This is a genomic window from Flavobacterium degerlachei, from assembly GCF_900106645.1.
Classification (GTDB): domain Bacteria; phylum Bacteroidota; class Bacteroidia; order Flavobacteriales; family Flavobacteriaceae; genus Flavobacterium; species Flavobacterium degerlachei.
Genome location: NZ_FNMV01000012.1, coordinates 106,306 through 131,451 on the forward strand (window position 1 = coordinate 106,306; position 25,146 = coordinate 131,451).

Here is a 25,146-nt window from a genome sequence, read left to right on the forward strand (position 1 = left end):
ATATTCTTTTTTTTTGAAATAGTGTCGCCTAAATTTTATAGATTAAGTTTTTCATAGGAGCTTTTGGCTGCCTCGTATCCAATGTTGAAAATAGCATCCATTTTAAGTTTATTCATTTCAAATGTGCTGTAAAGGCTCAACTCTTTTGGTTCAATAAGCCAATCGCAGATGTTGAATTTCTGTAAATTTGTATTTGCCGAAAGAATATCAAAAGCTCTGGAGGTAACTGCCCTTATTGAATTTAAGTCTTTGGCTTCTATTTTTTGAATGGGACTTACGTAAACACCAATTATGGTTTCGCATTGACCTTGTAGAATATCTGTTGGAAAATGATTTAAAATTCCACCGTCACTATAATGTTCTCCTGCTATTTCAAAAGGAGAGATTACTCCAGGAAATGCTGAAGAGGCTAGAAGAGCATCAATGATTTTTGTGTCGGAGTCAAAAATTTTTAGTCTTCCTCTGACCATATCTGTTGCAGTAATAAGTGTAGGGATACTTAATTCTCCAATTACCGCATCCTTAAAAATAGCGTGGAAATTATGTTTAAATGAATCTGAATCGATAAAACCAGCTTTTTTAAAAGTAAAATGTCTCCAATGGAAAAGATATATGGATTTAAAGAAATCTAATATTTCATCAGGCGTCTTACCCCAAGCATACAATGCGCCAACAATTGACCCAGCACTTGTTCCTGCAATGCGGCTTGGTCGAATATTTTTTTCTTCCAAGAATTTTATTGCTCCAGCGTGAGCTAAACCTTTCGATCCGCCACCAGAGAGCGCGAGACCAATCGATTTTGAAGTTAATTCCATCTTCAGTTGTTTGTTTTTTATAAAATTACACTTTTTCTTTATTTGGAACTGAGTTTTATCATATTTAAACCAACTAATTTGGTTTAACTTTACCTGAAAAAATAATAAATATGAAAATCGCAATCGGCAAAGCTTTATTTAAGAGTCATTCGTATTCAGAATACAGAAAACTGGTGTCTGATTTGTTACGAAGTGAGAAATCTACAGGAAAGGAACAATCACCAGAATTGACAAATTACAGTGGTTTAAACGAAACCCGTATGAATCGTTTGGAGAAAACAATGAAAATATCAGAAGGGATTGTTGAAAACTTGAAGTCCTTGAAAAACGAATACATATGGTTAGTTATTTCAGAAGGCTGGTGTGGTGATGCCGCGCAATTGCTGCCTATTTTTGATAAAATGGCTACTGCTTCTGAAGGTAAAATAGAGCTAAAAATTGTTTTGCGAGATGAAAATGAAGAGTTGATGAATTTGTTTTTAACAAATAAAGCAAAGGCCATTCCTAAGTTGATTGTTATAAATAGAGAAACGGGTGGAGCTCTTGCTCACTGGGGTCCAAGACCAAAGGGTGCTGCGGATTTAATTACTAATTATAAAAAGGAACATGGGGTAATTGATGAGACTGTAAAAACAGACCTACAATTGTGGTATTTGCATGATAAAGGTTTGTCTACCCAACTTGAAATTAACGAGATGATGCTTGATTTAGATTCGCAGGTTGATTAAAAACTGACTAAGGATAATCCAAGACCGATGCTTCCGGCTTCTTTTTGATTGTTTATGGGGATGCCAAAACCGCTAACCTCTATAAATAGCAAAAGGTCGTCGGAGGTTTGAAGTCCTAGGCTTATTTTTCTATACTCGCCGGTTAAGTCTCCTCGTCCTAATGCGATTGTTTTTCCTAATCCCAGTTGAAGAGTGATTCGGGTTTCTTCTCCTATTTTAGGACTAAGTCTAAAATTAGCAAAGATAGGTGCAATGACTAATTTATCAGTCCATTTCCATTCTAAGCCAGTATGAATACCAAGGCCAATCCATTTATGATAATGAATTCCGTAGCCTATTTTACTACCTATTCCGTTTGGTATAAACCAGTTTCCTTTTTCATTTGTATAAGGATCAATTTCGTCTCTATCTGGATTTCCTATTAAGGGAAGATTAATGTCAAATTGAAAGTAAGTGTTTTTGTTGTTTTGTGCATTAGCGACTGAACTGAAAAGAAAAAGGCATAAAACCAGTTTTAGTAATTTCACAATAGTAATTGTTTTAGTCTGTTTTTTTTAATAAGGCAATTTGGTCTAGTGTGTTTAAATTCATAAGTGGTTATATGTTTTGATTGAACTAATAAAACCAATGACGATAATACTCATATTTATTCTTAAAACACAATTCAAAGTATGAAGATAGCTACTTTTTGTAAACCAGTTTATTTTAAAATTAAGAAATCACTATAGGAATACTTCCTCAGTATAGCTTTGAGGGTGAAATTGTAGGCTATTGTGTTTGGTGTTTAAATCCCAAAGGTTAATATACGTTTAGTCGTAAGTTTCTTGTAGTTAGTCGATTAATTTTTATTTTTCAAAAATAAAACTGTAGGTTAGTAATAGTAAGTCAAACCAAGTCTACTATAATATAATTTCCTTTTTTATTGGTGTCTAGATATTATTTTACATTTCAATAAACGTCATTATGAAAAAGTTATTTAATAAGTTTTGTGATTTTTTAATGAATTTCCTATTTGAAGATGAAGATTATAGTATATATTAAACTCTTTGTTGTTAGAAATTTATAATTAAAAGTACTGTTGATTCAAAGAGAATTGATTTTGCTTTACAAATAAGTGATTAGAGATTGTTTAAGATGATCCATATTTAATTCTTAATAACTCCCAATCTGAGATTTTAGTTCGGTAGTAAAAATTGTCAGGAGGAAATCAGATTTACTTTAGCGTTCAAAATAGAATGTAAGGGAACGAGTATAAGTTGCATATAACACAAATATTCTTAAAGTCAAGTTGTCGGGCAATACTAGACGAGTAATTTTAAATTAGTAGCTGTTATTTTTTTTGTAGGGCTCATTTGTTCGTGCAAACGAACTCTGTTTTATTTATTTCTAAATTCTTAATTGAAACAGGTATTTAGAATAAGTTTCTATGCGTTAGTTAATTAAGTTTTGTTTTTTTAAAAAAAAAGTGTAATTTAGTGTCCGCCAACCACGTCTACTATTTTCTATTTGATTTACTTTTTTATTGGTGTTAATATATTGTTTCACAATTTAAAAAACATCACTATGAAAAAGCTATTTGAAAAGTTTTATGATTATTTGTCTAATTTCCTGTTTGGAGGTGAGAACATAAGTAATTATTAAACCAGTGGTGCACAGCCACATAGACAAAATGAATATGGTATAAAAATACTTTGATTAAAAAAAACACATTACAAATTCAGTTTTGAATTTTGTAATGTGTTTTTGCTTTTTGATTACTTAGTAGTGATTAGGCTTTGTTCGAATAGTTCTACATCTACAGCATCAGTTACATTATAATCTCCAATTTTTGTTCTTCTTAAAGCAGTCAGGTGCGAACCAGAGTTCATGGCAAGTCCAAAATCAAAGGCTAAAGAACGAATGTAAGTTCCTTTGCTACAAACAACCCTAAAGTCAATTTCAGGCAGCGCTATGCGGGTAATTTCAAATTCGTGAATGGTGGTTTTTCTAGTGGCTATTTCGACAGTCTCTCCGGCACGTGCATGTTCATATAAACGAACGCCATTTTTCTTTATAGCTGAAAAAATAGGTGGTTTTTGGTCGATTTCGCCTAAAAACTGTTTCACTGTTTCGTGAATTAAAGCTTCGTCTATATGTGCAGTTTCAAAAGTTTGATCAACTTCAGTTTCTAAATCATAAGAAGGTGTGGTGGCACCAATAAAAAAAGTTCCTGTGTACTCTTTTGCCTGGCCTTGAAGTTCTGTGATTCTCTTGGTGAATTTTCCAGTACATACTAAAAGTAAGCCTGTGGCTAGAGGATCTAAAGTTCCTGCATGACCAATTTTAAATTTTTTTGGAAGCCCTAAGTTGTTTATCAGGGCATATTTTAATTTGTTTACAGCTTGAAATGAACTCCACTTCAGGGGTTTGTCAATCAATAAAATTTGTCCGTCTAAGTAGTCTTCGTCTGTCATTAAATGATAGTCAGGGGATGAATGAAAAAATGAATAATCAGTAAAATGATTCCTGCAGCAATTCGGTAATAACCAAAAACTTTAAACCCCTTTTTACTTAAAAATTCGATAAAACTTTTGATAGCTAAAAGAGCTACGATAAAAGCAATGACATTACCAATAATCAATAAATTTATTTGGTCGTGTGTCAAGACAAAACCATCTTTATAATAGTCGTAACATTTTTTTGCTGTTGCACCAAACATAGTAGGAACGGCAAGAAAGAATGAAAATTCAGCTGCCGATGTTCGTGCTAATTTTTGGGACATTCCACCTACAATACTTGCGCCGCTTCGGGAAACTCCTGGAACCATTGCTAAACATTGGTATAACCCAATTTTAAATGCTTTTAGATAGCTGACTTTAGTGTCCTCTGAGTGATTAAACCAATCGTCTACTTTTAATAAAACGATACCACCAAGTAAAAGAGAAACAGCAACCGTGACAGGGCTTTCTAATAATTCATCTATCATATCGCTGAATAATAATCCTAGAACTACAGCAGGAATAAAAGCAACGAACAATTTAAAATAAAAGTCCCAAGTCTGAAAGAAACGTTTGAAATATAAAACAACGACCGAGAGGATAGCTCCAAGTTGAATTACAATTGTAAAAAGTTTTGTAAAATCATCACTTGCAATACCAAAAAAGGAAGAAGCGATAATCATGTGTCCAGTAGAAGAAACAGGTAGGAATTCAGTAATTCCTTCAATAATAGCAAGGACAATAGCTTGTAATGTATTCATTTAAACTTTTTTTGGATTCTTTAAAATGGCATAAACAGTAATTCCAAAACCAATTAAAACGGTAGTTGGTGCTAAGCGAATTCTTCTGAAACTGAAGATAGCGTCACTGTAAACGTTTGGGTCATCACTTCCTCCGCCTGACATTAGTATAAAGCCAAGAATGATTACTCCAATACCAATCAATAGAATTTTGTAGTTTATTTTACCAAAAAGGAATTCTGGATTTTGCTCGTTATTTTTCATTTATGCTGAATTTAGTTCAACATCAAAAAAATGCTGAATTATACTATCTTTTTAAATCGTAAATTAATAAAGGTCGTCTGTTCTTAAATTTAAGAATCGTTGTGTCGCAAAGTAGGTACTCAACCATGTAATCAAGATACCAAATCCTAATACGGCTAAAAGTACTACTGCAATTAGGAATTTGTCATTCAAGATTCCAAGATCAGGAAAGCTAGTTTCAACATATGCTAAAACACCTAGTAATGCAAGAATTGCTAATGCAGCACCAAGCATTCCTAACTTTACGCTACGCATCACAAATGGTTTTCTGATAAAAGCTTTCGTGGCGCCTACCATTTGCATGGTTTTTATGATAAATCGGTTAGAATGTATGGAAAGTCGTAATGAACTATTGATTAATAAAACGGCGATAAAAGTCAAAAAGCCGCTTATTATTAAAATCCACATACTTACTTTTTTGATGTTGTCATTCACCATGTTTACTAATTGTTTGTCATAAACAATATCTGAAATCATTGGGTTTGTTCGCAACTGCTTTTCAACTTTGGCTATGCTGTCTTTCTCTACATAGTCCGCTTTTAAATGGATGTCATAAGAGTTTTGTAATGGGTTTTCACCAAGGAAAGTTAAGAAATCTTCACCTATAATGTCAGTATGTTGTTTGGCTGCAGCTTCTTTTGAAACAAAAACAATAGATTTTGAGTATGGAGCTACTTTTAGCTGTTGTCCAAAACTCTTCAGAATAGAGTCGTTAGCCTCATTTTTGAAAAAGACCGTCATGGCAATTTTTTCCTTAAAATCGTTGGCTAGTTTTTGGGAATTTATGATGAATAGCCCTAAGATTCCTAATAGGAATAAAACTAAGAATACACTTAGTACTACCGAAAAATAAGAGGAAATTAACCTGCGTTTTTGAAACTTATCAAATGAAGAACTCATAGTTTACTTTAATTATGGGGTAAAAATAATAAAGAATTTCTTTATTTGAAGTTAATAACGTCCAAAGTTTCAACTTTCGTACAATAAACGTAAATTTGCCGCTTTATAATTCATTGTGAGAAAGCATATATGGCTTTGAACAGGAACGAATGATTGGAGTTTGCGAGAGCTTGACTTTGAAAAAAAACTTATAACATAGAATAAGCTGAGTTATCGAAAGAATGACTCCATTAAAAAACAATTAGAAAGGGAATGAAATACAATCCGAACGAAATAGAGGCCAAATGGCAAAAACATTGGGCAGAAAATCAAACTTTTGCCGCAGAAAACAATTCAGAAAAACCAAAATATTATGTGCTTGATATGTTTCCTTATCCTTCTGGAGCTGGATTGCACGTAGGGCATCCGTTGGGATACATTGCTTCAGATGTGTATGCAAGATACAAAAGACATCAAGGTTTTAATGTTTTGCATCCAATGGGATATGACAGTTTTGGATTGCCAGCAGAACAATATGCTATTCAAACGGGACAACGACCAGAAGATACTACCCGTGTAAATATTGACGGAGGTTTTGATAAGGAAGGCAATAAAATTGCAGGGTATAGAAAACAATTAGATAAAATTGGTTTTTCATTCGATTGGAGTAGAGAAGTGCGAACTTCAAATCCAGATTACTACAAGCATACACAATGGATTTTTATCCAACTTTTCAATTCCTGGTACAATAAAGACAGCGATAAATCAGAAGATATTTCGACATTAATTTCGATTTTTGAGAAAGAAGGAAATGCAAATGTAAATGCAGTTTGTGATGAGAAAATTATTTCTTTTTCAGCAACTGAATGGAATACTTTCGCAAAAGAAGAACAGGAAAAAATACTATTACAATATAGATTGACTTATTTGGCGGAGACCGAAGTAAACTGGTGTCCAGGATTGGGAACAGTTTTGGCCAATGACGAAATCGTAAATGGAGTTTCGGAGCGTGGTGGTTTTACCGTAGTTCGTAAAAAAATGACGCAATGGAGCATGCGAATTTCTGCTTATGCGGAGCGTTTGTTGCAAGGATTAAATGATATTGATTGGAGCGAAAGCATCAAAGAGAGTCAAAGAAACTGGATAGGAAAATCAGTTGGGGCAATGGTTTCTTTTAAGTTAAAAGGACATGACGCTAATATTGAAGTTTTTACTACAAGACCTGATACTATTTTTGGTGTGACTTTTATGACATTGGCTCCAGAGCATCCTTTGGTTCAAGAAATCACAACTCCAGAATATCAGGATAAAATAAACGATTATATTTTAGCGTCGTCAAAACGTTCTGAAAGAGAACGTATGGCTGATGTTAAAACCATTTCGGGTGTGTTTACTGGCGCTTATGCTGAGCATCCTTTTACTAAAGAGCCAGTTCCGGTTTGGATTGGGGATTATGTTTTGGCAGGATACGGAACAGGTGCTGTTATGGCGGTTCCTTGTGGAGATGAAAGAGATTATGCTTTTGCTAATTTCTTTAAAGGTCAAAGCGGAATGCTACCAATTAAAAATATTTTCGATAAAGATATTTCTGAAGCAGCGTTTGGTTCTAAAGATGGTTTTCAACTAGTAGATTCTGATTTCTTAACAGGATTAGGATATAAGGAAGGAACTAAAAAAGCGATTGAAGCTTTAGAGAAATTAAATCAAGGTTTCGGAAAAATCAATTACCGTTTGCGTGATGCTGTTTTCTCCAGACAAAGATATTGGGGAGAGCCATTTCCTGTTTATTATGTAAATGGTTTGCCGCAAATGATTGACACGCAGCATTTGCCAATTGTATTGCCTGAAGTAGAAAAATATTTGCCTACCGAAGACGGTTTGCCTCCTTTAGGGAACGCTTTAGTTTGGGCTTGGGATACAGCAGCTAATAAAGTGGTGAATACTGATTTAGTAGATCATAAAACGATTTTTCCTTTAGAATTGAACACGATGCCAGGTTGGGCGGGTTCTTCTTGGTACTGGATGCGTTATATGGATGCGAATAATGAAGGGGAATTTGCTTCGGCGGAAGCCTTGAAATATTGGGAATCTGTAGATTTATACATTGGTGGTAGCGAGCATGCAACCGGACATTTATTGTACTCAAGATTTTGGAATAAATTTCTTAAAGACAAAGGTTTTGCACCAACAGAAGAGCCATTCAAAAAACTAATCAATCAGGGAATGATCTTAGGGACTAGTGCGTTTGTTTATAGAGTAAACCCATTTTTTTTTATTGAAAGTTTAGATATTAGATTGATAGAAACAACATTGAAAATCCCTTCGTTTTTTATAACTTCAAAATATAAGGATGTAAATGATTTTAGAAATGTTATTGATGAAAGAGTTATTGCGAAAAGCTATGACCAAGTTAAAGTTTTTTTAATTGAAGAATATCCTAATTTAAAGAAAGAAATTGAAAGTTTACAAAAAAAGGATTTTACCCTGTTTAATATTTCAATTACTCCCATCCACGCCGATGTTTCCATGGTTAATTCATCAGATGAATTAGATATTGAAGCTTTTAAAAATTGGAGAGAGGATTATAAAGATGCTGAATTCATTTGTGAGGAAAATGGCAAATACATTGTAGGTCGCGAAGTAGAGAAAATGTCAAAATCAAAATACAACGTAGTTACTCCAGATGATATTTGTAATGAATATGGAGCAGATACTTTGCGTTTGTATGAAATGTTCTTAGGGCCATTAGAACAAGCGAAACCTTGGAATACAGCTGGTATTTCGGGGGTATTTGGTTTCTTGAAAAAACTATGTCGTTTGTATTTTGATGAACATAATATGATTGTCACTGATGAAGCGCCATCAAAAGACAACTTAAAAACTTTACACAAGACTATCAAGAAGGTGTCTGAGGATATTGAGAATTTTTCATTCAATACTTCGGTTTCACAATTTATGATTTGTGTGAATGAGCTATCAACTCAGGGTTGTCATTCTCGTGCGATATTAGAGCCATTAGCGATTGTGATTTCGCCTTATGCGCCACATATTGCTGAAGAATTATGGAGTTTGTTGGGAAATACAGGTTCTATTGCAACCGTTTCTTTTCCGGTATTCGAAGCGAAACATTTAGTAGAATCTGAAAAAGAATACCCAGTTTCTTTCAACGGGAAAATGCGTTTCACGATCACATTGCCTTTGGATTTAACCAAAGACCAGATCGAAGAAATCATTATGAAAGATGAAAGAACAATAAAACAATTGGAAGGTAGAACGCCAAACAAAGTGATTATCGTTCCTGGTAAAATTATAAATTTGGTTGGGTAAATATTATAACGTGATGTTGTAGAGACGCACGGTAGAGACGCACTGCAGTGCGTCTCTACAACGTCAATATATTAAAATCCAAATCCCACATTAATTGGGGTTTGGATTTTTTTTTATATTTATTTTAACGGGTGTCAAATTGGCAATATGAAAAAATGGTTCGTAATTTGATATTTCCTATGTAACTTTATATAGAAACAAAAAAAGACAAAAATATGGGAATGAGTTATTTGATATTAGCCGGTGCGATCATGCTGGCAAGCTGGCTGGTGAGTTCAAGGCTAAAAAGCAAATTTGAACAATATTCTAAAGTGCATTTGCAAAACGGCATGAGCGGAGCTGAAATTGCCGAGAAAATGCTTGCGGATAATGGGATTCGTGATGTACGTGTGATTTCGGTTGCGGGACAATTAACGGATCATTATAATCCAATGAATAAAACGGTGAATCTTAGTGAGGCAGTTTATAATCAACGTAATGCAGCTGCAGCTGCAGTTGCGGCACACGAATGCGGTCACGCTGTGCAACATGCCGTGGGTTATCAGTGGTTAACGATGCGTTCTAAATTAGTTCCGTTTGTAAATGTCGCTTCGACTTATATGCAATGGATATTATTAGGTGGAATTTTAATGATGGAGAGTTTTCCGCAATTGTTGCTTTTTGGAATAGTGCTGTTTGCGGCGACTACAGTGTTTTCAATTGTTACCTTGCCAGTAGAATATGACGCTAGTCATCGTGCTTTGGCTTGGTTAGAGAATAAGAGAATGTTGACGCAGCAAGAACAAGCAGGGGCAAAGGATGCGCTAAAATGGGCAGCTAGGACTTATGTAGTGGCTGCGCTTGGATCAATTGCTACCTTATTGTACTATATCTCGATTTATATGGGCGGAAGCAGAAGAGATTAAAAAGAAATGCTATTTTAAAAATCCCAATTACCAATCTAATAAATTGGTAACTGGGATTTTTTATGTATTTTATAATAGTATTTGTCTATCAATTTGTTGGTCCAGAGAAATGAAAGTCTCTGTTCTTGAAACGCCTTCTATCGCTTGAATTTTAGTATTGAGTAACTGCATTAAATGTTGATTGTCCCTACAAATTATTTTAATCAATATAGACCAGTTTCCAGTAGTGTAATGACATTCTAATACTTCAGGTATTTTTTTTAATTCTTTTACTGCTTCTAAGTTTTTTGCTGCCTTGTCTAAATAAACACCTACAAAAGCCATGGTGTTGTATCCTAGAACTTTATGATTTACTACAAACTTAGAGCCTGAGATCACGCCAGATTGTTCCAGTTTCCTCAACCGCTGATGGATAGCTGCTCCGGATATACCTATTTTATTAGCAATCTGTAGAATTGGTTTACGAGCATCATCCATTAAAGATCTTAAAATTTCTTTGTCGATTCCGTCTATTTCTACTGTCAGGGAGTTGATTTTCATAAGTTGATTTTTGGAACTTAAACCTTGATTTTGGTTGTTATTTAGAATCAAAATTAAACAAAAATTGATCAGCAGAGTTCATTTTGCTTCTTTTATTTAAGTTTGAATAATAAAAAAACCGCGATAAACGCGGTTTTTTTGTATAAAGTAAGGAAGTGAATTATTTTCCTTTATTAGCTTCAATAATGTATTTTTCCAATGCCATTGTCATTGAGGGCGTGCCTGGGGTAGGAGCAAGAATGTCTATTCTTAAACCGTTATCCAAAGCCTCTTTTTGAGTTGAACTACCAAAAACGGCTATTCGTGTATTGTTTTGTTCGAAATCTGGGAAATTCTTGAATAATGATTTAATTCCAGTCGGACTGAAAAATGCCAAAACATCATAATAAACATCAGCCAAGTCAGATAAGTCACTCATTACGGTTTTGTAGAAAATGGCTTGTGTCCAATCTACTTTTAATCCGTTAAGAGTAATCGGTGCGTCAACATTCAATTGGTCTGAAGCTGGCAAAAGGAATTTTTCGTCTTTGTATTTTTTTATCAATGGTGATAAATCAGCAAAGTCCTTAGGACCAACATAGATTTTCCTTTTTCTATATACTACATACTTTTGCAAGTAAAATGCAACAGCTTCTGATTGACAGAAATATTTCAACCCTTCAGGTACTTTAAAGCGCATTTCTTCAGCTACTCTAAAAAAATGATCGACAGCATTTCTACTCGTTAAAATAATTGCAGTATAATGATTGAGATCGATTTTTTGCAATCTTATCTCTTTGGCACTAACTCCTTCTATATGGATAAAAGGTCTGAAATCAATTTTTACTTTATGTTTTTGCTGAAGCTCAAAGTAAGGAGAATTCTCTACTTTAGGTTCGGGTTGTGACACCAAAATTGTTTTCACTTTCATATTTTAACGTTTTCTAAGCGCCTCCTTTTGTAATCAAATAATACATGAAAAAATAGGGGGCTATTTCGAGAGTGCAAAGATATAAAATAAAATAAAACAACTTACCGAATATTAAATTTTGATATTTTTTTATTGAAATCAAATATGTTATGATGTTTAATATCAGTACTGTAGCGATAATTATTAGTGGAATAATTCTTGATATTGTGTCGTAATAAAACAGAATAATGTTGATTGGTAGTATAATAAGCCCGATATACGTTCGGTAAGTCACTTTTTGAAGGTTGAATTGCTCGACAAAGTCTTCGATATTAAATGCCGTGGCTATAATTTTTTCGACTAAATATTTAGATAAAATAAAGAAGATTAGAAAGGTTATAATTTGAATATAAAAGATAAAGTCAGTCTTTGATGCCAATCCAAAAAGACTTAGAGAAAGTTGAATAAAGAAGGCAAATGAAATAACCTGTGCGAAAAAAAGGGAAATGGTAAATCCACTTTTTAAATGACTACCGTCGCGATACACCTTGTTGTACTTGTCTGAAAACAATAAATTCATAAAGTCACCAAATCGATTTTCATAAACAGATTTGGTAAGGGCAATTATAGCAAAGGACAATACGAATAAAAATGTTGCCCAATCTTTATTGTCTGTGATTCTCGGATGAAGTATATGTTCAATCATAATGGGGCAAAATTACTAATTTTTTATATCAATCTTTTTATTATAATTTTATTATGAATCAAATGCCATAAAAACGTTACTTTTGCGGTGAAATCACAAGAAATATGAACGATTGTATTGTTATAATTCCTACCTATAACGAAATAGAAAATATCGAAAGCATTATCAGGTCGGTGCTTTCTCAACACAAGCCTTTTCATATTCTTATCGTTGATGATAATTCACCGGATCACACTGCAGATAGGGTTAGACTACTGCAAACGGAATTTGGAGGTCGACTGTTTTTAGAAAACAGAGAGAAAAAATCTGGATTAGGAACCGCTTACGTTCATGGTTTTAAATGGGCATTGAGTAATGGATATGACTTTGTTTTTGAGATGGATGCTGATTTTTCTCATAATCCAAATGACTTGGAAAAGCTATATGATGCTTGTCATTTTGGCAATGCTGACTTGGCTATAGGTTCACGTTATGTTACGGGTGTAAATGTGGTCAATTGGCCATTAAATAGGGTATTGATGTCTTATTTCGCTTCAGTTTATGTGCGACTTATAACGGGTATGAAAATTCATGATGCCACAGCAGGTTTTATATGTTATAAAAGAGAAGTTTTAGAAAATATTGATCTTAATAAAATAAGATTTGTAGGTTATGCGTTTCAGATAGAAATGAAATACAGAACTTTTTGTAAAAAGTTCAATATTGTTGAGGTTCCGATAATTTTTACAGACAGAACAAAAGGAGAATCGAAGATGAGTAACTCGATAATAGTTGAAGCTGTTTTTGGAGTGATTTCCCTGAGATTAAAAAAATTAGTTAATAGTTTATAAGAAAAGTACAATGAATAGGGTTTTAATTAAGAATGCCAAAATAGTAAATGAAGGTGTGATTTTTGAGGGCGATGTTTTAATTGAAAATGACTTAATTGTTGAAATTTCAGAAAGCATCAGTGCCAAATCATCACAATGTATCATAATCGATGCCGAAGGAAACTATTTAATGCCGGGAGCTATTGACGATCAAGTGCATTTTAGAGAACCTGGACTTACTCATAAAGGAGATATAGAATCAGAATCTAGAGCGGCAATTGCTGGTGGAATCACGTCTTTTATCGAGCAGCCCAATACAGTGCCAAATGCTGTTACTCAGGTAATTTTAGAAGAAAAATATCAACTTGCGGCTGAAAAGTCATATGCGAATTATTCGTTTATGTTGGGTGCGACCAATGACAATTTAGAAGAGGTCCTAAAGACCAATCCTAAAAATGTCGCTGGAATTAAAATATTCTTAGGATCTTCGACCGGAAATATGCTAGTTGATAATGAGGCTACTCTTGAGAAAATATTTTCAAGTACGCCAATGCTTATAGCAGTACATTGTGAGGACGAAACTACTATTAAAAACAACTTAGAAAAATATAAAGCAGAATTTGGTGACGATGTTCCTGTTACGGTTCATCACCTTATTCGATCTGAAGAAGCGTGTTATATATCTTCTTCGAAAGCAGTGGCTCTTGCCAAAAAAACGGGGGCACGTTTGCATATTTTTCACCTTTCGACAGCAAAAGAAATGGATTTGTTTACTAACAAAATCCCATTGGAACAAAAGAAAATCACTGCTGAGGTTTGTGTACATCATTTGTGGTTCACAAACGACGATTATGCAACTAAGGGAAATCTTATAAAGTGGAATCCAGCTGTGAAAACAGCTAACGACCGAAAAGTGCTTTGGGAAGCTTTGCTGGATGATAGAATTGATGTGATTGCCACAGATCACGCTCCTCATACATTAGAAGAAAAAAAGCAATCATACTTAAATGCGCCTTCAGGTGGGCCTTTAGTTCAGCATGCGGTTGTAGCTATGTTTGAAGCTTTTCACCAAGGTAAGATTAGTGTTGAGAAAATTGTCGAAAAAATGTGTCACAACCCTGCCAAGATTTTCAAAATTGAAAAGCGTGGTTTTATCAAAGAAGGCTATTATGCCGATTTAGTGATTGTAAATTCTGGTTTGCCATGGAGTGTAAAAAAAGAAAATATATTCGCGAAATGTGGTTGGTCTCCTTTTGAAGGATTTACATTTAAATCTAGAATTACACACACTTTTGTAAATGGACAATTAGTCTATAACAATTTTAAAGTTAAAGAAATTCGTGCGGGGAAACGAATGTTATTTGATCGATAAAATCAGACAAGTAGATGAGAAAAATTATATCTTTTTTAGCAATTGTAATTCTGTTTTCAAGCTGTAAGGATGAAGCAGTTGAGAAACCGGAACGTCTTATTAAAAAAGAAAAAATGGTCGATATCATGTATGATTTGGCCATTTTGGAAGGGATAAAATATCAAAATCCAACGTCGATGGTAGAGTACGATATCAAACCATCTCAATATATTTATAAAAAATATAAAATCGACAGTCTGCAATTTGCGCAAAGTAATGTCTATTATGCTTCTAATTATGAAGATTATAAGGATGTCTTTGATGAAATAATTAAGCGAATCAACGATCAAAAAACGGTCGTGGATTCTTTAGTGAAGATTGAAAATAAGAAAAAAGCCAAGCTTGACTCTATCAAGCTGAAAAAAGGAATTCCAATAACTAAGGATACATTGTTACCAGTAAAAAAAACGGTAGAAAATTTAAAATTGGCAAAGAGGAACTTAAAAAAGAGTGACTCATTAATTAAATAAATGGTTCAGATTATAATCTTGATATTTCTTTAATGTATTGGTGAATATCCCAAAAGTCCGTTTTTAAGGCTGCTTTTATTTTTTCATTAGAATAAATATTTGTCGAATAGGATGCTTTGGCTGTCGCTTTTGTTAGCTGTCTTTTTCTTCGAAAAACGGTTGCTAAAATCCAATCAATTCTCCAACCAATTTGCATTAAAAAAGGCGTTATGTGTATTGTGGGTCTTTTTACTTTTAATGCATCAGCCATTGTATTTAAAAGATCACGAAAAACAATGTTTTGGGCAATTAGTGTATATCGCTGATTGCAAATTTCACTCCTTGTGAGTTCAACCGCGATTCTAACCACGTCAATAACCGCAACAAAACCAGTAACTCCTAAGGTATAAAATGACAGTCCATTTTTCACTTTGTTAAATAGCTGTCCGCTTCCTTGTTCAGGAAAACCAGGACCTATGATTATACCTGGATTAACTACTACAACATCCAACCCTTCTTGCTGGCCTCGCCATATTTCCATTTCAGCACCAAACTTTGAAATAGCATAATCGCTATGCGGTTTCTCTGGATTCCATTCTGTTTCTTCGGTGATGATAGTTTGGTGTGCGGCTAGGTCGCCAAGTGCTGCTGTAGAACTAATGTAACATAGTTTTTTTACGCCTTTATCGAGACAAAAATTAACAATATTTGCTGTTCCTTCAATATTTGTTTTACGGAGTAAATCTTCTTCTGTTGGGTCGAATGAAATTATGGCGGCACAATGGTATACAAAATCAATTCCCTGAAAAGCATGTTCTAGTGAAGGAATGTCTATAATATCTGCCTGTATCCATTCTATGTTGTCAAATAAGTTATTTTTTTTGTAGCAATTAAAAAGCGATTTTGTTTTTTCAATGCTTTTGAAATTACGATAAATGGCACGTACTTTCTCGCTTCCCAAGCTTTGGGATTCAATTAAATGAAGTAATAAATGTGCGCCAACTAAACCTGTTCCACCTGTAACTAAAATCATTTTGTAAAGATAATTAGATTGTTTGATTTTTAGACCGATTGATTTTCAAATTATGCAATTAAAACTATCTTTGTGAAAATTGATTTTTAGACAATGAAAAATATTATTTCCGAATTACAATGGCGCGGACTGGTTCACGACATTATGCCTGGAACCGAAGAACAACTTTTAAAAGAAATGACTACAACCTATATAGGATTTGATCCAACTTCAGATTCTTTGCATATTGGGAGTTTGGTGCCTATCATACTTTTAGTTCATTTAAAAAATTTCGGTCATAAACCTATTGCATTAGTTGGTGGAGCCACAGGAATGATTGGTGATCCTTCTGGAAAATCAGATGAGAGAAACTTGCTAGATGAAGCTACATTAAATCATAATGTAGAAGGTATAAAAGGGGTTTTATCTCGCTTTTTAGACTTTAATTCTAAGGAAGTAAATGCTGCAATTCTTGTTAATAATTACGACTGGATGAAAAATTTATCCTTCATTAATTTTGCGCGTGATGTGGGTAAACGTATTACCGTGAATTATATGATGGCTAAGGATTCTGTAAAGAAAAGGTTAGCAGGAGAAGGAGAAGGGATGTCATTTACGGAATTCACCTATCAGTTAATTCAAGGATACGATTTTTATCATTTGTATAAAGAATACAACTGTTTGTTGCAAATGGGAGGTTCTGATCAATGGGGAAATATCACTACTGGAACTGAATTAGTACGCCGTATGAATGTGGGTGAAGAAGCCAAAGCTTATGCAATGACTTGCCCGCTAATCACTAAAGCTGATGGAACAAAATTTGGAAAATCAGAAGGTGGAAATGTTTGGTTGACAGCTGATAAAACTTCGGTTTATAAGTTTTACCAATTTTGGTTGAATACCACCGATGTTGATGCTGAGAAGTATATTAAGATATTTACATTTTTAGATAAAGATACAATTGAGGCTTTGATTGAAGAACATAAAAGCGCTCCGCACATGAGGGCTTTACAACGTAAATTAGCTGAAGAGTTAACGACTTTTGTTCATTCGAAAGAAGAACTAGAAAAAGCGATTAAAGCATCTGCTATTTTATTTGGAAACGCTACCGCTGACGATTTGAAAGAATTAGATGAAGCTACTTTCTTAGAAGTTTTTGATGGTGTTCCTCAAGCTGAAATCGCAAGAAACGAAATGGAAGCGGGAATTGATATTATCACTGTGTTGAATGAAAAGACAGGATTCTTTAAGTCGAATGGTGAAGCCAGACGTGCTTTAACAGCAAATTCAATTGCTGTCAATAAAGAAAAGGTGAAAGAAGACTTTGTATTGTCAACGAAAGATTTGATCAACAATCAATTTGTGTTGTTGCAAAGCGGAAAGAAAAACTATTTTGTGGTAAGGGTTGTTTAACAGTTTTTTTCGGTTAACCGATTAAACAAATAACCGAATCAACTTTTACAAAACCATTAAATTACAACCTCGAATATCAGAATTATCAAAACGTCCCAATACCTCGAAAGAGTTGTTGGGATTTTTTTTGCCCAAATCCTGAGTGGCAATAAAGGAACAAGAGTTAATATTAGCCAAATCGATAACATTCAATCCGCCTGTTTTTCCTTGCGGAATATAGCTTAAAGCATCTTCGGTATCACGAATAAGGATTTGCATCCAAGAAGGGCATTCAAATACGCCATTTCCTAAGGAATAAGCTTGAGACAGCAATTCGGTCATTCCGTATTCAGAATGTATCATGGATACTCCAAAACCGTCGCAAAGTTGTTCGTGTAGTTCTTCACGAATCATTTCTTTACGTTTTCCTTTCATTCCTCCAGTTTCCATGATAATGGTATTCTGTAATTGGAATTGCTGCTTTTCAATCAAATCTAATAGGGCATAAGTAACCCCAATAAGAATTACATTTTGTCCTGATTCATCTAATTCGATAAGTTTCTTGATTAGTTCGTCATGGTTGTGCAGATAAAAACCGCTATCAGAATGGTTTGACAATTTAATTAAATCTTCGACCATGTAAATTAATGAGGAACCTTCCCGTTCCAGATAAGAAGGTAGTAACGCCAGGACGACATAGTCTTCTATGTTTCCATAAAATTCAGAAAACCCTTTCTGATAACTTTCTTCGTAGATGGAAGTATCAGTTACCAGATGTTTGCTGGTAATCATTCCAGTTGTACCGCTGCTAGTAAATGTAGCTTGAATTTCGTTTGTATTAGAAACCACTTGGTGGCTTTTGAAAAACTGAATGGGTAAAAACGGGATTTGCTGTAGCGATTTTACTTTTTGTACATCTGTTTTTAATAAATCGCAGAACTCTTGATATACCAAGTTATTTTCATATTGAAAACGAAATACTTTTAAGGCTATTTTTTCAAATTGCTTTTGACCCGAAATGGAAAATATGGTAGTGGATGTAATCAAGAATTTTTATTGCAAAGGTATAAATTTTAATAATCCTTTTAGTTTTTTAAACGGACTGTAATTGTAAATAAAAAAGCTCCAATTTGACTTGGAGCTTTAGGTTTATTTTTTGAAGTGATTTTTATCTTACAATAAGTTTTCTGGTAGCAGATGCGTTTGCTTCTGTGATTTTAATAATATAAACACCAGAGTTAAGATTCGAGATGTTTAATTCTCTTGAGCTAAGCAATGTTTGCATTACTTTTTTTCCTAAAAGATCAAAAATGATAATTTCTTTTTCTGAATCGTTTTTGGTGGAAATATATACCTTGCCATTGCTAACTGGATTAGGGTACAAGCTCAGTCCTTCAATAACCGAAGTTTCTTGCTGTTTCGGTTGTTGCTTCGTGTCTTGAGCGCTGAGGCTCAGGGAAAAAAAGAAAACCAATAAGATTGTAGTATAAAAGTAATTTTTTGCCATTAGCTTGATATTGATTAGTAAATATACAAAAAAAATCAAATACTATACCAAAAAAAATACCTCCCGAAAAGAGAGGTATTTTTACAATTGTATTTGTACTGTATTTATTTAGTCCAATCAGCCCAAGAAGGTAGAGTTGCACCAGCACCAGCACCAGTTTGATTTGTTACATAAACTGCAGCTGTATTGTTTGCAGTTACAAAATTTGCACCATTTACTTTGAAATCCCCAGCAGCGATTCTTGCAGTAGCTCCAGTACCTGCATCTAATTTTGCAAAAGTTGTAATACCATCAACAAATAGGTTTGTGTAAGTTTGTTTTCCACCACCTTCTTTAAAGTTGATTGCTTTTTCAGAAGCTGTAAATTTTGCTGCTGTTCCTTTTATAATTGATATGTTAGAAATTTTTGCATCGGTCATCGGTAAAGCGATATCGTTTTGTCCGTTGTTTGATCCTTCAACACCACCAAATGAAATACCGTTGATGTATACATTTGTTATTGTTCCAATATATCCATCTGCGAAATCTAATGAATCATCGTAAGAGTTGATTAATACAAGGTTGCTTGCATTTACTGCTCCTCCAAAAAACTCAACTGCATCATCACCACTTTCAAAAGTGTAAATGTTAGATACTTCTGTACCGCTACCTACTCCAAAGAATGAAACTCCATTGTATTCTTTACTATCACTAAATTTAGATCCAGTATAAGAAATTTTCAAGTAGTTGATTTTTCCAGATGAATCCGCATTGTTGTTACCTCCGTATAATAACCCACCAACTTCAGATGTTCCATTATCTCCAGTGTTTACTTTTGCATCACCACAGATAATCAATCCACCCCAGTTTCCTTCAGTAGGAGCAGCTTTACCAGAAGTCATAACTACTGGCTTAGCAGCAGTACCGTTTACGAAAATTTTTGCGCCTCTCTCTATTGCTATAAATATTGTCTTAGCTTTTTCTGTATCAGCTGTAGGATCTGATTTTATAGTTGTTCCTGCAGGAATAATTAAAGAAGCGCCTGATCGTACAATTAAACCTCCAGTTAATGTGTACGTTTTTGTAGCATCTAAAGTTACCGTCTCATTGTTTGTAATCTCACCTTTTAAATCATCTACTTTTAAATCAAAAGTGTTAGAAGGAGTTGTTTCTGGGCTATCGCTAGTACAGCTTGTAAATGCAATAGTCACTACGGTTAAAATTGCTAAAATTGATTTTTTCATTTGTCTTTAATTTTGTTTATGTTTTTTAACACCACAAAGAAACATCTTTACTATTTTTTTCACGTTAAGCCATTATTACTTTGGTGTTAATAATTCTTCTAAGGTTTTTAATATAATTAACATTAAATTTACATGTAATATATAACATCAAAAAGAGGTAGTCGTTCATGAACGACTACCTCTTTTTGATGTTAAATAAAGTTGGTACTAGAACTTATAATTCAAAGACAAACTTAAGTTAGACCCTATTTTGTAGGAGCTCGCTAGTACATCAGCAGTTTTAATTACTGGTGCGTTGCTTTGATCAGTGAATCTTTCATAAACTGGATTTAAGATGTTTTTATATGACAACCCTATGTTCAGTTTTTTAGTTAAACTAGATTTTAGAATAAAGTCTAATCTACCTATTGATTTGTCTATTAAGTTTCCTCTTTCTGAAGTTCCTATTACAGCTAATTTATCAGAAACATAGGCATAAGTCACTGTTGCAGTAATGTCTTTGTCATTTTTAAATTCTTTTGTAAAAGACATATCTGCATTTGCTAAAAAGTCAGCAGCTCCCGATAATTTTGAATTTTTATAAGTAAAATTAGCACCAAACCCATTTTCATTTAAGACTTTGGTATTACTTAAATCCATGTCCTGATACATATATGATCCGTTAAACCCGAAAGTTAATTTCTCTTTTAAATTATTCTCATCGCTGGTTTCAAAAATATTTTTTCTAAATTCTAACTCAATTCCAGCTACTACTGCGTTATCACCTGTGTTTGCCCAAGTAATGTTTCCAGAAGAGGAATTTGTATACATTTCATTGATTGGGTTTTGAATTAATTTTCCAAAAGCAGTTACCGAAAGAATTTCGTCGTTACTAGGGTATAGTTCCCAACTTAAATCAGCATTGTAGTTTGTTGAAGCGTAAAGTTTATCGTTACCTTCATAACTTTGTCCTACTTCTTGAAAAAGGATTTTTACTTTTTCTTTAAATTGTGGTAAAGTATAGGTATTACTAGCTGCAAATTTTAAATTTTGCTTGTCAGTCAATTTGTACTTAGCGATTATGCTAGGTAAAAACTTTACAGGTGCGTAAGTATTACCAGTTCCGTCTGGTGCATCTAAACTCATGTAATAAACGTATTGCTCTATTTGTTCAAATCGACCTCCTAAAATCACTGATAATCTATCAGTAAAATTGTATTGCGCATTTCCGTAAACAGCGTGGATATTTAAATGACCATTATATAGCTGAGAAAGTTTACTAGAACTGTCGCCATTTGCTAAATCAAAGTTATTGCTGTTTAAGTATTCGTCAGTATTATTAAATTCATCTTTTGAAAAAAGTGTTTTGTTTGTTTCTGGAAAAAAGGAGTATTGTTGTGAATTGAAATCAACGGTTTTCATTTTACCTGAGTAACCTAGAGTAGCTTTACCTTTAAATTCGTCTTCATTTATTTTAGCAAAGTTATACGAACCTGAAATATTTGCTGACCATTCTTTTTCAGTTAAACCTTGATAATAACGGTGATTGTTTATGCTTGAGTTTTTGAAAAAAGTATAATCTGTAGATCCATCACTTGAAGGAACAAACGTATTTTGCATACGATCTGGAATAGTGTTATCCAGTATGCTGTATCCAAGACTCCAGTTTGCTGTAATTCTTTCATTGTATTTGTGCTTACCTAACAATTGGTTTACAATTAACTGTGTTTTATCGAAAGTTCCACGTTTTATAAAACCAATTTGGTCTAATCCTGAGAACTCAATATTAAACCCTTCGTATTCGCTATAATCTTGTGAAGTGGAGTTTAAAAATAAAGTAGTAAAGAAAATAGAGTTGTTTCTATTGATTTTGTAATCTGCTGTACCCATTACGGTAGAATTGGTGTTGAATTGATAGGATTTTCTAAAAAGATCAGTATTGGCAGCACCTTGTGCAGTAATGGTTGTTCTGTAAATCCCTTCGTTGTATTTGTTTTCGGCATCAAATCCAGCAGTTATGAAAGTACTAATAGTACCGTTTGCACCTACATTGAATTTTTTTCCTGCGGATAGAGAAATATTATTATTTAACGTATTTTTTCTTTCTTGTCTATCCCAGCTATTACTATAGTTGTATGGTAGCAAAGGATTACTTGGCGCATTTATTTTATTGAAACCAAAGTAAGAAGGACCGTCTTGCAAGTAGAAATTATCAAGTTTAGCTACGTTTGTATTTGTACCTACACCTACACCAATTTGGATGAATGGTGACCCCGTCATTTTCTTTGATATAATATCCACGTTTGCTCCTCCAAAATCTGCATAATTTTGAGATTCAAATGTTTTGCTGATCCCTACAGATTCAACAATATCGGTAGAGAAAATATCCAAAAGGATGTTCTTGTTTTTAGGATTATTGGATGGTAAAGGCAATCCGTTTAAGGTGGTCACATTATAACGGTCTCCTAAACCTCTTACAAAAACACTTCCTGAGCCTTCTTGTTTAGAAACACCACTTACTTTAGTCACTGCAGAAGCAACATCACTAACCCCTTTTCTTGCTAGCTCCTGTGCGCCAATACTTTGTTTTATTTCAACTGCATTTTTTTGTTGTAACAATAAAGCAGTTTCTTTTTGCTTGTTAACATTAGTGGTAATAACAACATCCTCTAATTTATAGCTAGACGATCCTAATGTTTTGTTTAGTGTTAGTGTTTCTCCGTTTTTAACTACAATAGGAAGCTCTATTGATTCGTAACCAATAAAACTATATTGAATCACATAGTTTCCTGCTGGAGCACTAAGTGAGTATTTACCGTCAATATCTGTTGTGCAGTTTATTTGTGTTCCTTTTAGTAATATGTTTGCAAAAGGTAGCGTTTCGTTGTTTGAATCTTTATCAGTTAGTACTCCAGTAATAGTACCTTTGTTTTGTCCAAAAGTAAGGGTACTGATAAAAAGCGTTAAAATGAATAATTTCAGTTTCATAGTTGTGTTTAATTTTTTGCAAAGTAAAGGTGCTATTGTTAAGGTGGAGTTATCCGGCGGTTACCATTTTGTTTCTTTAGTATTAACAAAAGGTTACCATATCAAATTCCTAACGTTGTTGCTTTTTAACAATTGAAATATGATTATATTTACATTCGAAATTAACCTTGTCGACTGCTATTTTAGGTACAGTTCAGCAGGAGAAAAATAATTTTCTATAGATGAAAAAGAAAAACACGAAGATCTTACTTGTTGATGACGAGCCAGATATTTTAGAGATTGTAGGGTATAATCTTACTCAAGAAGGTTATCAAATTGTTACTGCCGCAAATGGTAAGGAAGCTATTCTAAAAGCTAAAAAAGAGTTGCCAGACCTAATTATAATGGATGTTATGATGCCAGAGATGGATGGGATGGAAGCTTGTGAGAATATTAGAAAGATTCCTGAGCTAAGTAATGTTATCATAACGTTTCTAACAGCTCGTAGTGAAGATTACTCTCAAGTTGCAGGATTTGATGCTGGAGCGGATGATTATATCACAAAACCGATCAAACCGAAGTTGTTAGTAAGTAAGGTAAAGGCCTTATTACGCCGATTAAAAGAAGAAGATCAAAATAGTGAAACTTTAAATGTAGGCGGAATAGAAATTAACCGCGAAGAGTATAAAATAGTAAAGGATAATATTGAGATTGCACTACCTAGAAAAGAGTTTGAATTGTTTTATCTCTTGGCATCTAAACCTGGTAAAGTATTCAAGAGGGATGAGATTCTTGATAAAGTTTGGGGGAATGAAGTTGTTGTTGGCGGAAGAACAATAGATGTACATATTAGAAAACTCCGTGAGAAAATTGGTGAAGAGCTTTTCAAGACCATCAAAGGAGTTGGTTATAAGTTTGAAGTTTAAATAGAATACCTACAAAGAGTATAATGAGATAATTGACGGAATTTTTTATCTTGTCCTTTATTGTAACTACTCAAGAATCATATAAATGAATATCAGTTTTAAAAAAACCTACAAGTTTGCTGTTAAATCAGCTTTATATATCAGTCTTTTTTCAACGGCATTTGTCGTATTACTGGTGGCCACCATATTCAATTATACTTCAAAAAGTTTATGGTTATTCGGCATTGTTTTTATCTTAATAATCTATGTATTTTCATTCGTAGTTTTGCAGTACAGGGTAGAACGTTTTATTTATAGAAGGGTAAAAAAAATATATGATGATGTATCTTTACTAGAATCTAGTTCCTTAATCAATTATCCTATAACAACTGATATGGAAACCCTGACAAGGGAGGTTAAAAAATTTGCCACAGATAAAAAACTCGAAATAGAAATGCTTAAGGTTCGAGAGGAGTACAGACGAGAATTTCTTGGTAATGTGTCCCACGAACTTAAAACCCCTCTTTTTACAGTTCAGGGTTATATATCTACTTTGCTTGATGGTGCAATGGAGGATAAAGTCATTCGAAAAAAATATCTAAAACGTGCCGAAAAAGGAGTGGAGCGATTAATCTATATTGTTGAGGATTTAGATATGATTACCAAACTTGAAGTAGGGGATTTAAATTTAGAATATTCTGAATTTGATATCGTGGAGTTAATTCAGAATGTATTTGATTTACTAGAAATGAAAGCGGAGAAGAAAAAAATCACACTCGCCTTCGAGAATTACCATATTCTTCCCAATTTTGTTTGGGCTGATAAAGACCGTATACAACAAGTTATAGAGAATTTAATTGTTAATTCTATTAAGTACGGAAAAATCAATGGAACTACTGAAGTAGCTGTAGTCAATATAACAAAAGAGAAAGTGCTAGTTCGAATTAGCGATAATGGTGAAGGTATAGAGAAACAAAATATCCCACGATTATTCGAACGTTTTTATCGTGTTAACAAAAGTGGCTCTCGATCTGAGGGAGGTTCTGGTTTAGGTCTGGCTATAGTTAAGCATATAATTGAGGCTCACAAGGAAAAAATTTATGTTGAGAGTGAGTTTGGAGTTGGATCGGAGTTTTCTTTTACTCTTGAAAAGGCCAATAGAAAAAGAGATCTAAAATAATAA

At 33.7% G+C, this 25,146-nt stretch carries 23 protein-coding genes; 9 read left to right on the plus strand and 14 right to left on the minus strand.

Features of this window, described 5'->3' with window-relative positions; translation table 11 throughout:
* Window positions 1-35: 35 nt before the first annotated feature.
* Window positions 36-815 (minus strand): patatin-like phospholipase family protein, encoded by a 780-nt coding sequence (locus BLV91_RS12775; RefSeq protein ID WP_091433947.1) that lies wholly within the window; start codon window positions 813-815, stop codon window positions 36-38.
* Between the two features lie 110 nt (window positions 816-925).
* On the opposite strand from BLV91_RS12775, the gene BLV91_RS12780 reads away from it, so the two are divergent.
* Window positions 926-1,543, plus strand: a complete 618-nt coding sequence (locus tag BLV91_RS12780; RefSeq protein WP_091433949.1) for a thioredoxin family protein — start codon at window positions 926-928, stop codon at window positions 1,541-1,543.
* Here the strand turns inward: BLV91_RS12780 and BLV91_RS12785 are convergent.
* The 5 genes from BLV91_RS12785 to BLV91_RS12805 form a co-directional block, all read right to left on the minus strand.
* Window positions 1,540-2,070 (minus strand): hypothetical protein, encoded by a 531-nt coding sequence (locus BLV91_RS12785; protein ID WP_245709700.1) that lies wholly within the window; start codon window positions 2,068-2,070, stop codon window positions 1,540-1,542. The genes BLV91_RS12780 and BLV91_RS12785 overlap by 4 nt on opposite strands.
* Before the next feature lie 1,227 nt (window positions 2,071-3,297).
* Complete coding sequence (gene truB / locus BLV91_RS12790; protein ID WP_091433951.1) at window positions 3,298-3,996, minus strand: tRNA pseudouridine(55) synthase TruB; 699 nt, start codon at window positions 3,994-3,996, stop codon at window positions 3,298-3,300.
* Window positions 3,996-4,781, minus strand: a complete 786-nt coding sequence (locus BLV91_RS12795) for an undecaprenyl-diphosphate phosphatase (RefSeq protein ID WP_091433953.1) — start codon at window positions 4,779-4,781, stop codon at window positions 3,996-3,998. Before BLV91_RS12795 ends, truB begins: the two co-directional genes overlap by 1 nt.
* Window positions 4,782-5,024, minus strand: a complete 243-nt coding sequence (locus BLV91_RS12800; RefSeq protein ID WP_091433955.1) for a DUF3098 domain-containing protein — start codon at window positions 5,022-5,024, stop codon at window positions 4,782-4,784. It abuts the gene before it with no gap.
* Between the two features lie 63 nt (window positions 5,025-5,087).
* Complete coding sequence (locus BLV91_RS12805; protein ID WP_091433958.1) at window positions 5,088-5,963, minus strand: cell division protein FtsX; 876 nt, start codon at window positions 5,961-5,963, stop codon at window positions 5,088-5,090.
* 252 nt (window positions 5,964-6,215) lie between these two features.
* Between BLV91_RS12805 and BLV91_RS12810 the strand changes: the two genes are divergently transcribed.
* A complete protein-coding gene (locus tag BLV91_RS12810; RefSeq protein WP_091433959.1) occupies window positions 6,216-9,269 on the plus strand; it encodes a class I tRNA ligase family protein in 3,054 nt (1,017 codons plus the stop codon).
* 215 nt (window positions 9,270-9,484) lie between these two features.
* Entirely contained in the window at window positions 9,485-10,174 is a 690-nt protein-coding gene (locus BLV91_RS12815) for a zinc metallopeptidase (protein ID WP_091433961.1), read from the plus strand.
* A 69-nt stretch (window positions 10,175-10,243) separates the two neighbouring features.
* On the opposite strand, the gene BLV91_RS12820 is transcribed toward BLV91_RS12815, so the two are convergent.
* The 3 genes from BLV91_RS12820 to BLV91_RS12830 form a co-directional block, all read right to left on the minus strand.
* Window positions 10,244-10,714 (minus strand): Lrp/AsnC family transcriptional regulator, encoded by a 471-nt coding sequence (locus tag BLV91_RS12820; protein WP_091433963.1) that lies wholly within the window; start codon window positions 10,712-10,714, stop codon window positions 10,244-10,246.
* Window positions 10,715-10,874: 160 nt separating this feature from the next.
* The gene (locus tag BLV91_RS12825; RefSeq protein WP_091433965.1) at window positions 10,875-11,624 is read right to left on the minus strand and encodes a uroporphyrinogen-III synthase; all 750 of its coding nucleotides are present in this window, start codon (window positions 11,622-11,624) and stop codon (window positions 10,875-10,877) included.
* A 13-nt stretch (window positions 11,625-11,637) separates the two neighbouring features.
* Window positions 11,638-12,309 carry a DUF4271 domain-containing protein gene (locus BLV91_RS12830; protein ID WP_091433967.1) on the minus strand — a complete coding sequence of 224 codons (672 nt, stop codon included), beginning with the start codon at window positions 12,307-12,309 and terminating at the stop codon, window positions 11,638-11,640.
* Window positions 12,310-12,413: 104 nt separating this feature from the next.
* Between BLV91_RS12830 and BLV91_RS12835 the strand changes: the two genes are divergently transcribed.
* From BLV91_RS12835 to BLV91_RS12845, 3 genes are read left to right on the plus strand one after another with little or no spacing between them, the layout of a single operon-like run.
* A complete protein-coding gene (locus tag BLV91_RS12835) occupies window positions 12,414-13,139 on the plus strand; it encodes a polyprenol monophosphomannose synthase (RefSeq protein ID WP_091433969.1) in 726 nt (241 codons plus the stop codon).
* A 10-nt stretch (window positions 13,140-13,149) separates the two neighbouring features.
* Entirely contained in the window at window positions 13,150-14,490 is a 1,341-nt protein-coding gene (locus tag BLV91_RS12840) for a dihydroorotase (RefSeq protein ID WP_091433971.1), read from the plus strand.
* Between the two features lie 14 nt (window positions 14,491-14,504).
* Entirely contained in the window at window positions 14,505-14,999 is a 495-nt protein-coding gene (locus BLV91_RS12845) for a DUF4296 domain-containing protein (protein WP_091433974.1), read from the plus strand.
* 10 nt (window positions 15,000-15,009) lie between these two features.
* On the opposite strand, the gene BLV91_RS12850 is transcribed toward BLV91_RS12845, so the two are convergent.
* The gene (locus BLV91_RS12850) at window positions 15,010-16,011 is read right to left on the minus strand and encodes an NAD-dependent epimerase/dehydratase family protein (protein WP_091433975.1); all 1,002 of its coding nucleotides are present in this window, start codon (window positions 16,009-16,011) and stop codon (window positions 15,010-15,012) included.
* Window positions 16,012-16,104: 93 nt separating this feature from the next.
* On the opposite strand from BLV91_RS12850, the gene tyrS reads away from it, so the two are divergent.
* On the plus strand, window positions 16,105-17,403 hold the full coding sequence (gene tyrS, locus BLV91_RS12855) for a tyrosine--tRNA ligase (protein ID WP_091433977.1): 1,299 nt from the start codon (window positions 16,105-16,107) through the stop codon (window positions 17,401-17,403).
* A 45-nt stretch (window positions 17,404-17,448) separates the two neighbouring features.
* On the opposite strand, the gene BLV91_RS12860 is transcribed toward tyrS, so the two are convergent.
* The 4 genes from BLV91_RS12860 to BLV91_RS12875 form a co-directional block, all read right to left on the minus strand.
* Window positions 17,449-18,429 carry a LuxE/PaaK family acyltransferase gene (locus BLV91_RS12860; RefSeq protein WP_091433979.1) on the minus strand — a complete coding sequence of 327 codons (981 nt, stop codon included), beginning with the start codon at window positions 18,427-18,429 and terminating at the stop codon, window positions 17,449-17,451.
* 121 nt (window positions 18,430-18,550) lie between these two features.
* Window positions 18,551-18,889, minus strand: coding sequence for a T9SS type A sorting domain-containing protein (locus BLV91_RS12865; RefSeq protein ID WP_091433981.1), 339 nt, complete (start codon window positions 18,887-18,889; stop codon window positions 18,551-18,553).
* A 104-nt stretch (window positions 18,890-18,993) separates the two neighbouring features.
* Window positions 18,994-20,112: a hypothetical protein gene (locus tag BLV91_RS12870; protein WP_091433983.1), complete on the minus strand. Its 1,119-nt coding sequence runs from the start codon at window positions 20,110-20,112 to the stop codon at window positions 18,994-18,996.
* Window positions 20,113-20,319: 207 nt separating this feature from the next.
* Window positions 20,320-23,079, minus strand: coding sequence for a TonB-dependent receptor (locus BLV91_RS12875; RefSeq protein ID WP_091433985.1), 2,760 nt, complete (start codon window positions 23,077-23,079; stop codon window positions 20,320-20,322).
* 221 nt (window positions 23,080-23,300) lie between these two features.
* On the opposite strand from BLV91_RS12875, the gene BLV91_RS12880 reads away from it, so the two are divergent.
* On the plus strand, window positions 23,301-23,984 hold the full coding sequence (locus BLV91_RS12880; RefSeq protein ID WP_091433987.1) for a response regulator transcription factor: 684 nt from the start codon (window positions 23,301-23,303) through the stop codon (window positions 23,982-23,984).
* Window positions 23,985-24,069: 85 nt separating this feature from the next.
* Window positions 24,070-25,143, plus strand: a complete 1,074-nt coding sequence (locus BLV91_RS12885) for a sensor histidine kinase (RefSeq protein ID WP_091433988.1) — start codon at window positions 24,070-24,072, stop codon at window positions 25,141-25,143.
* Window positions 25,144-25,146: the final 3 nt, after the last annotated feature.

Bases quoted from the DNA above. Each gene is read 5' to 3' on its own strand.
- BLV91_RS12795 (WP_091433953.1), bottom strand. From the start codon at position 4,781: ATGAATACATTACAAGCTATTGTCCTTGCTATTATTGAAGGAATTACT.
- BLV91_RS12845 (WP_091433974.1), top strand. From the start codon at position 14,505: ATGAGAAAAATTATATCTTTTTTAGCAATTGTAATTCTGTTTTCAAGC.
- BLV91_RS12870 (WP_091433983.1), bottom strand. From the start codon at position 20,112: ATGAAAAAATCAATTTTAGCAATTTTAACCGTAGTGACTATTGCATTT.
- BLV91_RS12820 (WP_091433963.1), bottom strand. From the start codon at position 10,714: ATGAAAATCAACTCCCTGACAGTAGAAATAGACGGAATCGACAAAGAA.
- truB (WP_091433951.1), bottom strand. From the start codon at position 3,996: ATGACAGACGAAGACTACTTAGACGGACAAATTTTATTGATTGACAAA.
- BLV91_RS12825 (WP_091433965.1), bottom strand. From the start codon at position 11,624: ATGAAAGTGAAAACAATTTTGGTGTCACAACCCGAACCTAAAGTAGAG.
- BLV91_RS12885 (WP_091433988.1), top strand. From the start codon at position 24,070: ATGAATATCAGTTTTAAAAAAACCTACAAGTTTGCTGTTAAATCAGCT.
- BLV91_RS12880 (WP_091433987.1), top strand. From the start codon at position 23,301: ATGAAAAAGAAAAACACGAAGATCTTACTTGTTGATGACGAGCCAGAT.
- BLV91_RS12780 (WP_091433949.1), top strand. From the start codon at position 926: ATGAAAATCGCAATCGGCAAAGCTTTATTTAAGAGTCATTCGTATTCA.
- BLV91_RS12830 (WP_091433967.1), bottom strand. From the start codon at position 12,309: ATGATTGAACATATACTTCATCCGAGAATCACAGACAATAAAGATTGG.
- BLV91_RS12865 (WP_091433981.1), bottom strand. From the start codon at position 18,889: ATGGCAAAAAATTACTTTTATACTACAATCTTATTGGTTTTCTTTTTT.
- BLV91_RS12775 (WP_091433947.1), bottom strand. From the start codon at position 815: ATGGAATTAACTTCAAAATCGATTGGTCTCGCGCTCTCTGGTGGCGGA.
- BLV91_RS12800 (WP_091433955.1), bottom strand. From the start codon at position 5,024: ATGAAAAATAACGAGCAAAATCCAGAATTCCTTTTTGGTAAAATAAAC.
- BLV91_RS12850 (WP_091433975.1), bottom strand. From the start codon at position 16,011: ATGATTTTAGTTACAGGTGGAACAGGTTTAGTTGGCGCACATTTATTA.
- BLV91_RS12835 (WP_091433969.1), top strand. From the start codon at position 12,414: ATGAACGATTGTATTGTTATAATTCCTACCTATAACGAAATAGAAAAT.
- BLV91_RS12840 (WP_091433971.1), top strand. From the start codon at position 13,150: ATGAATAGGGTTTTAATTAAGAATGCCAAAATAGTAAATGAAGGTGTG.
- BLV91_RS12805 (WP_091433958.1), bottom strand. From the start codon at position 5,963: ATGAGTTCTTCATTTGATAAGTTTCAAAAACGCAGGTTAATTTCCTCT.
- BLV91_RS12810 (WP_091433959.1), top strand. From the start codon at position 6,216: ATGAAATACAATCCGAACGAAATAGAGGCCAAATGGCAAAAACATTGG.
- BLV91_RS12815 (WP_091433961.1), top strand. From the start codon at position 9,485: ATGGGAATGAGTTATTTGATATTAGCCGGTGCGATCATGCTGGCAAGC.
- BLV91_RS12875 (WP_091433985.1), bottom strand. From the start codon at position 23,079: ATGAAACTGAAATTATTCATTTTAACGCTTTTTATCAGTACCCTTACT.
- tyrS (WP_091433977.1), top strand. From the start codon at position 16,105: ATGAAAAATATTATTTCCGAATTACAATGGCGCGGACTGGTTCACGAC.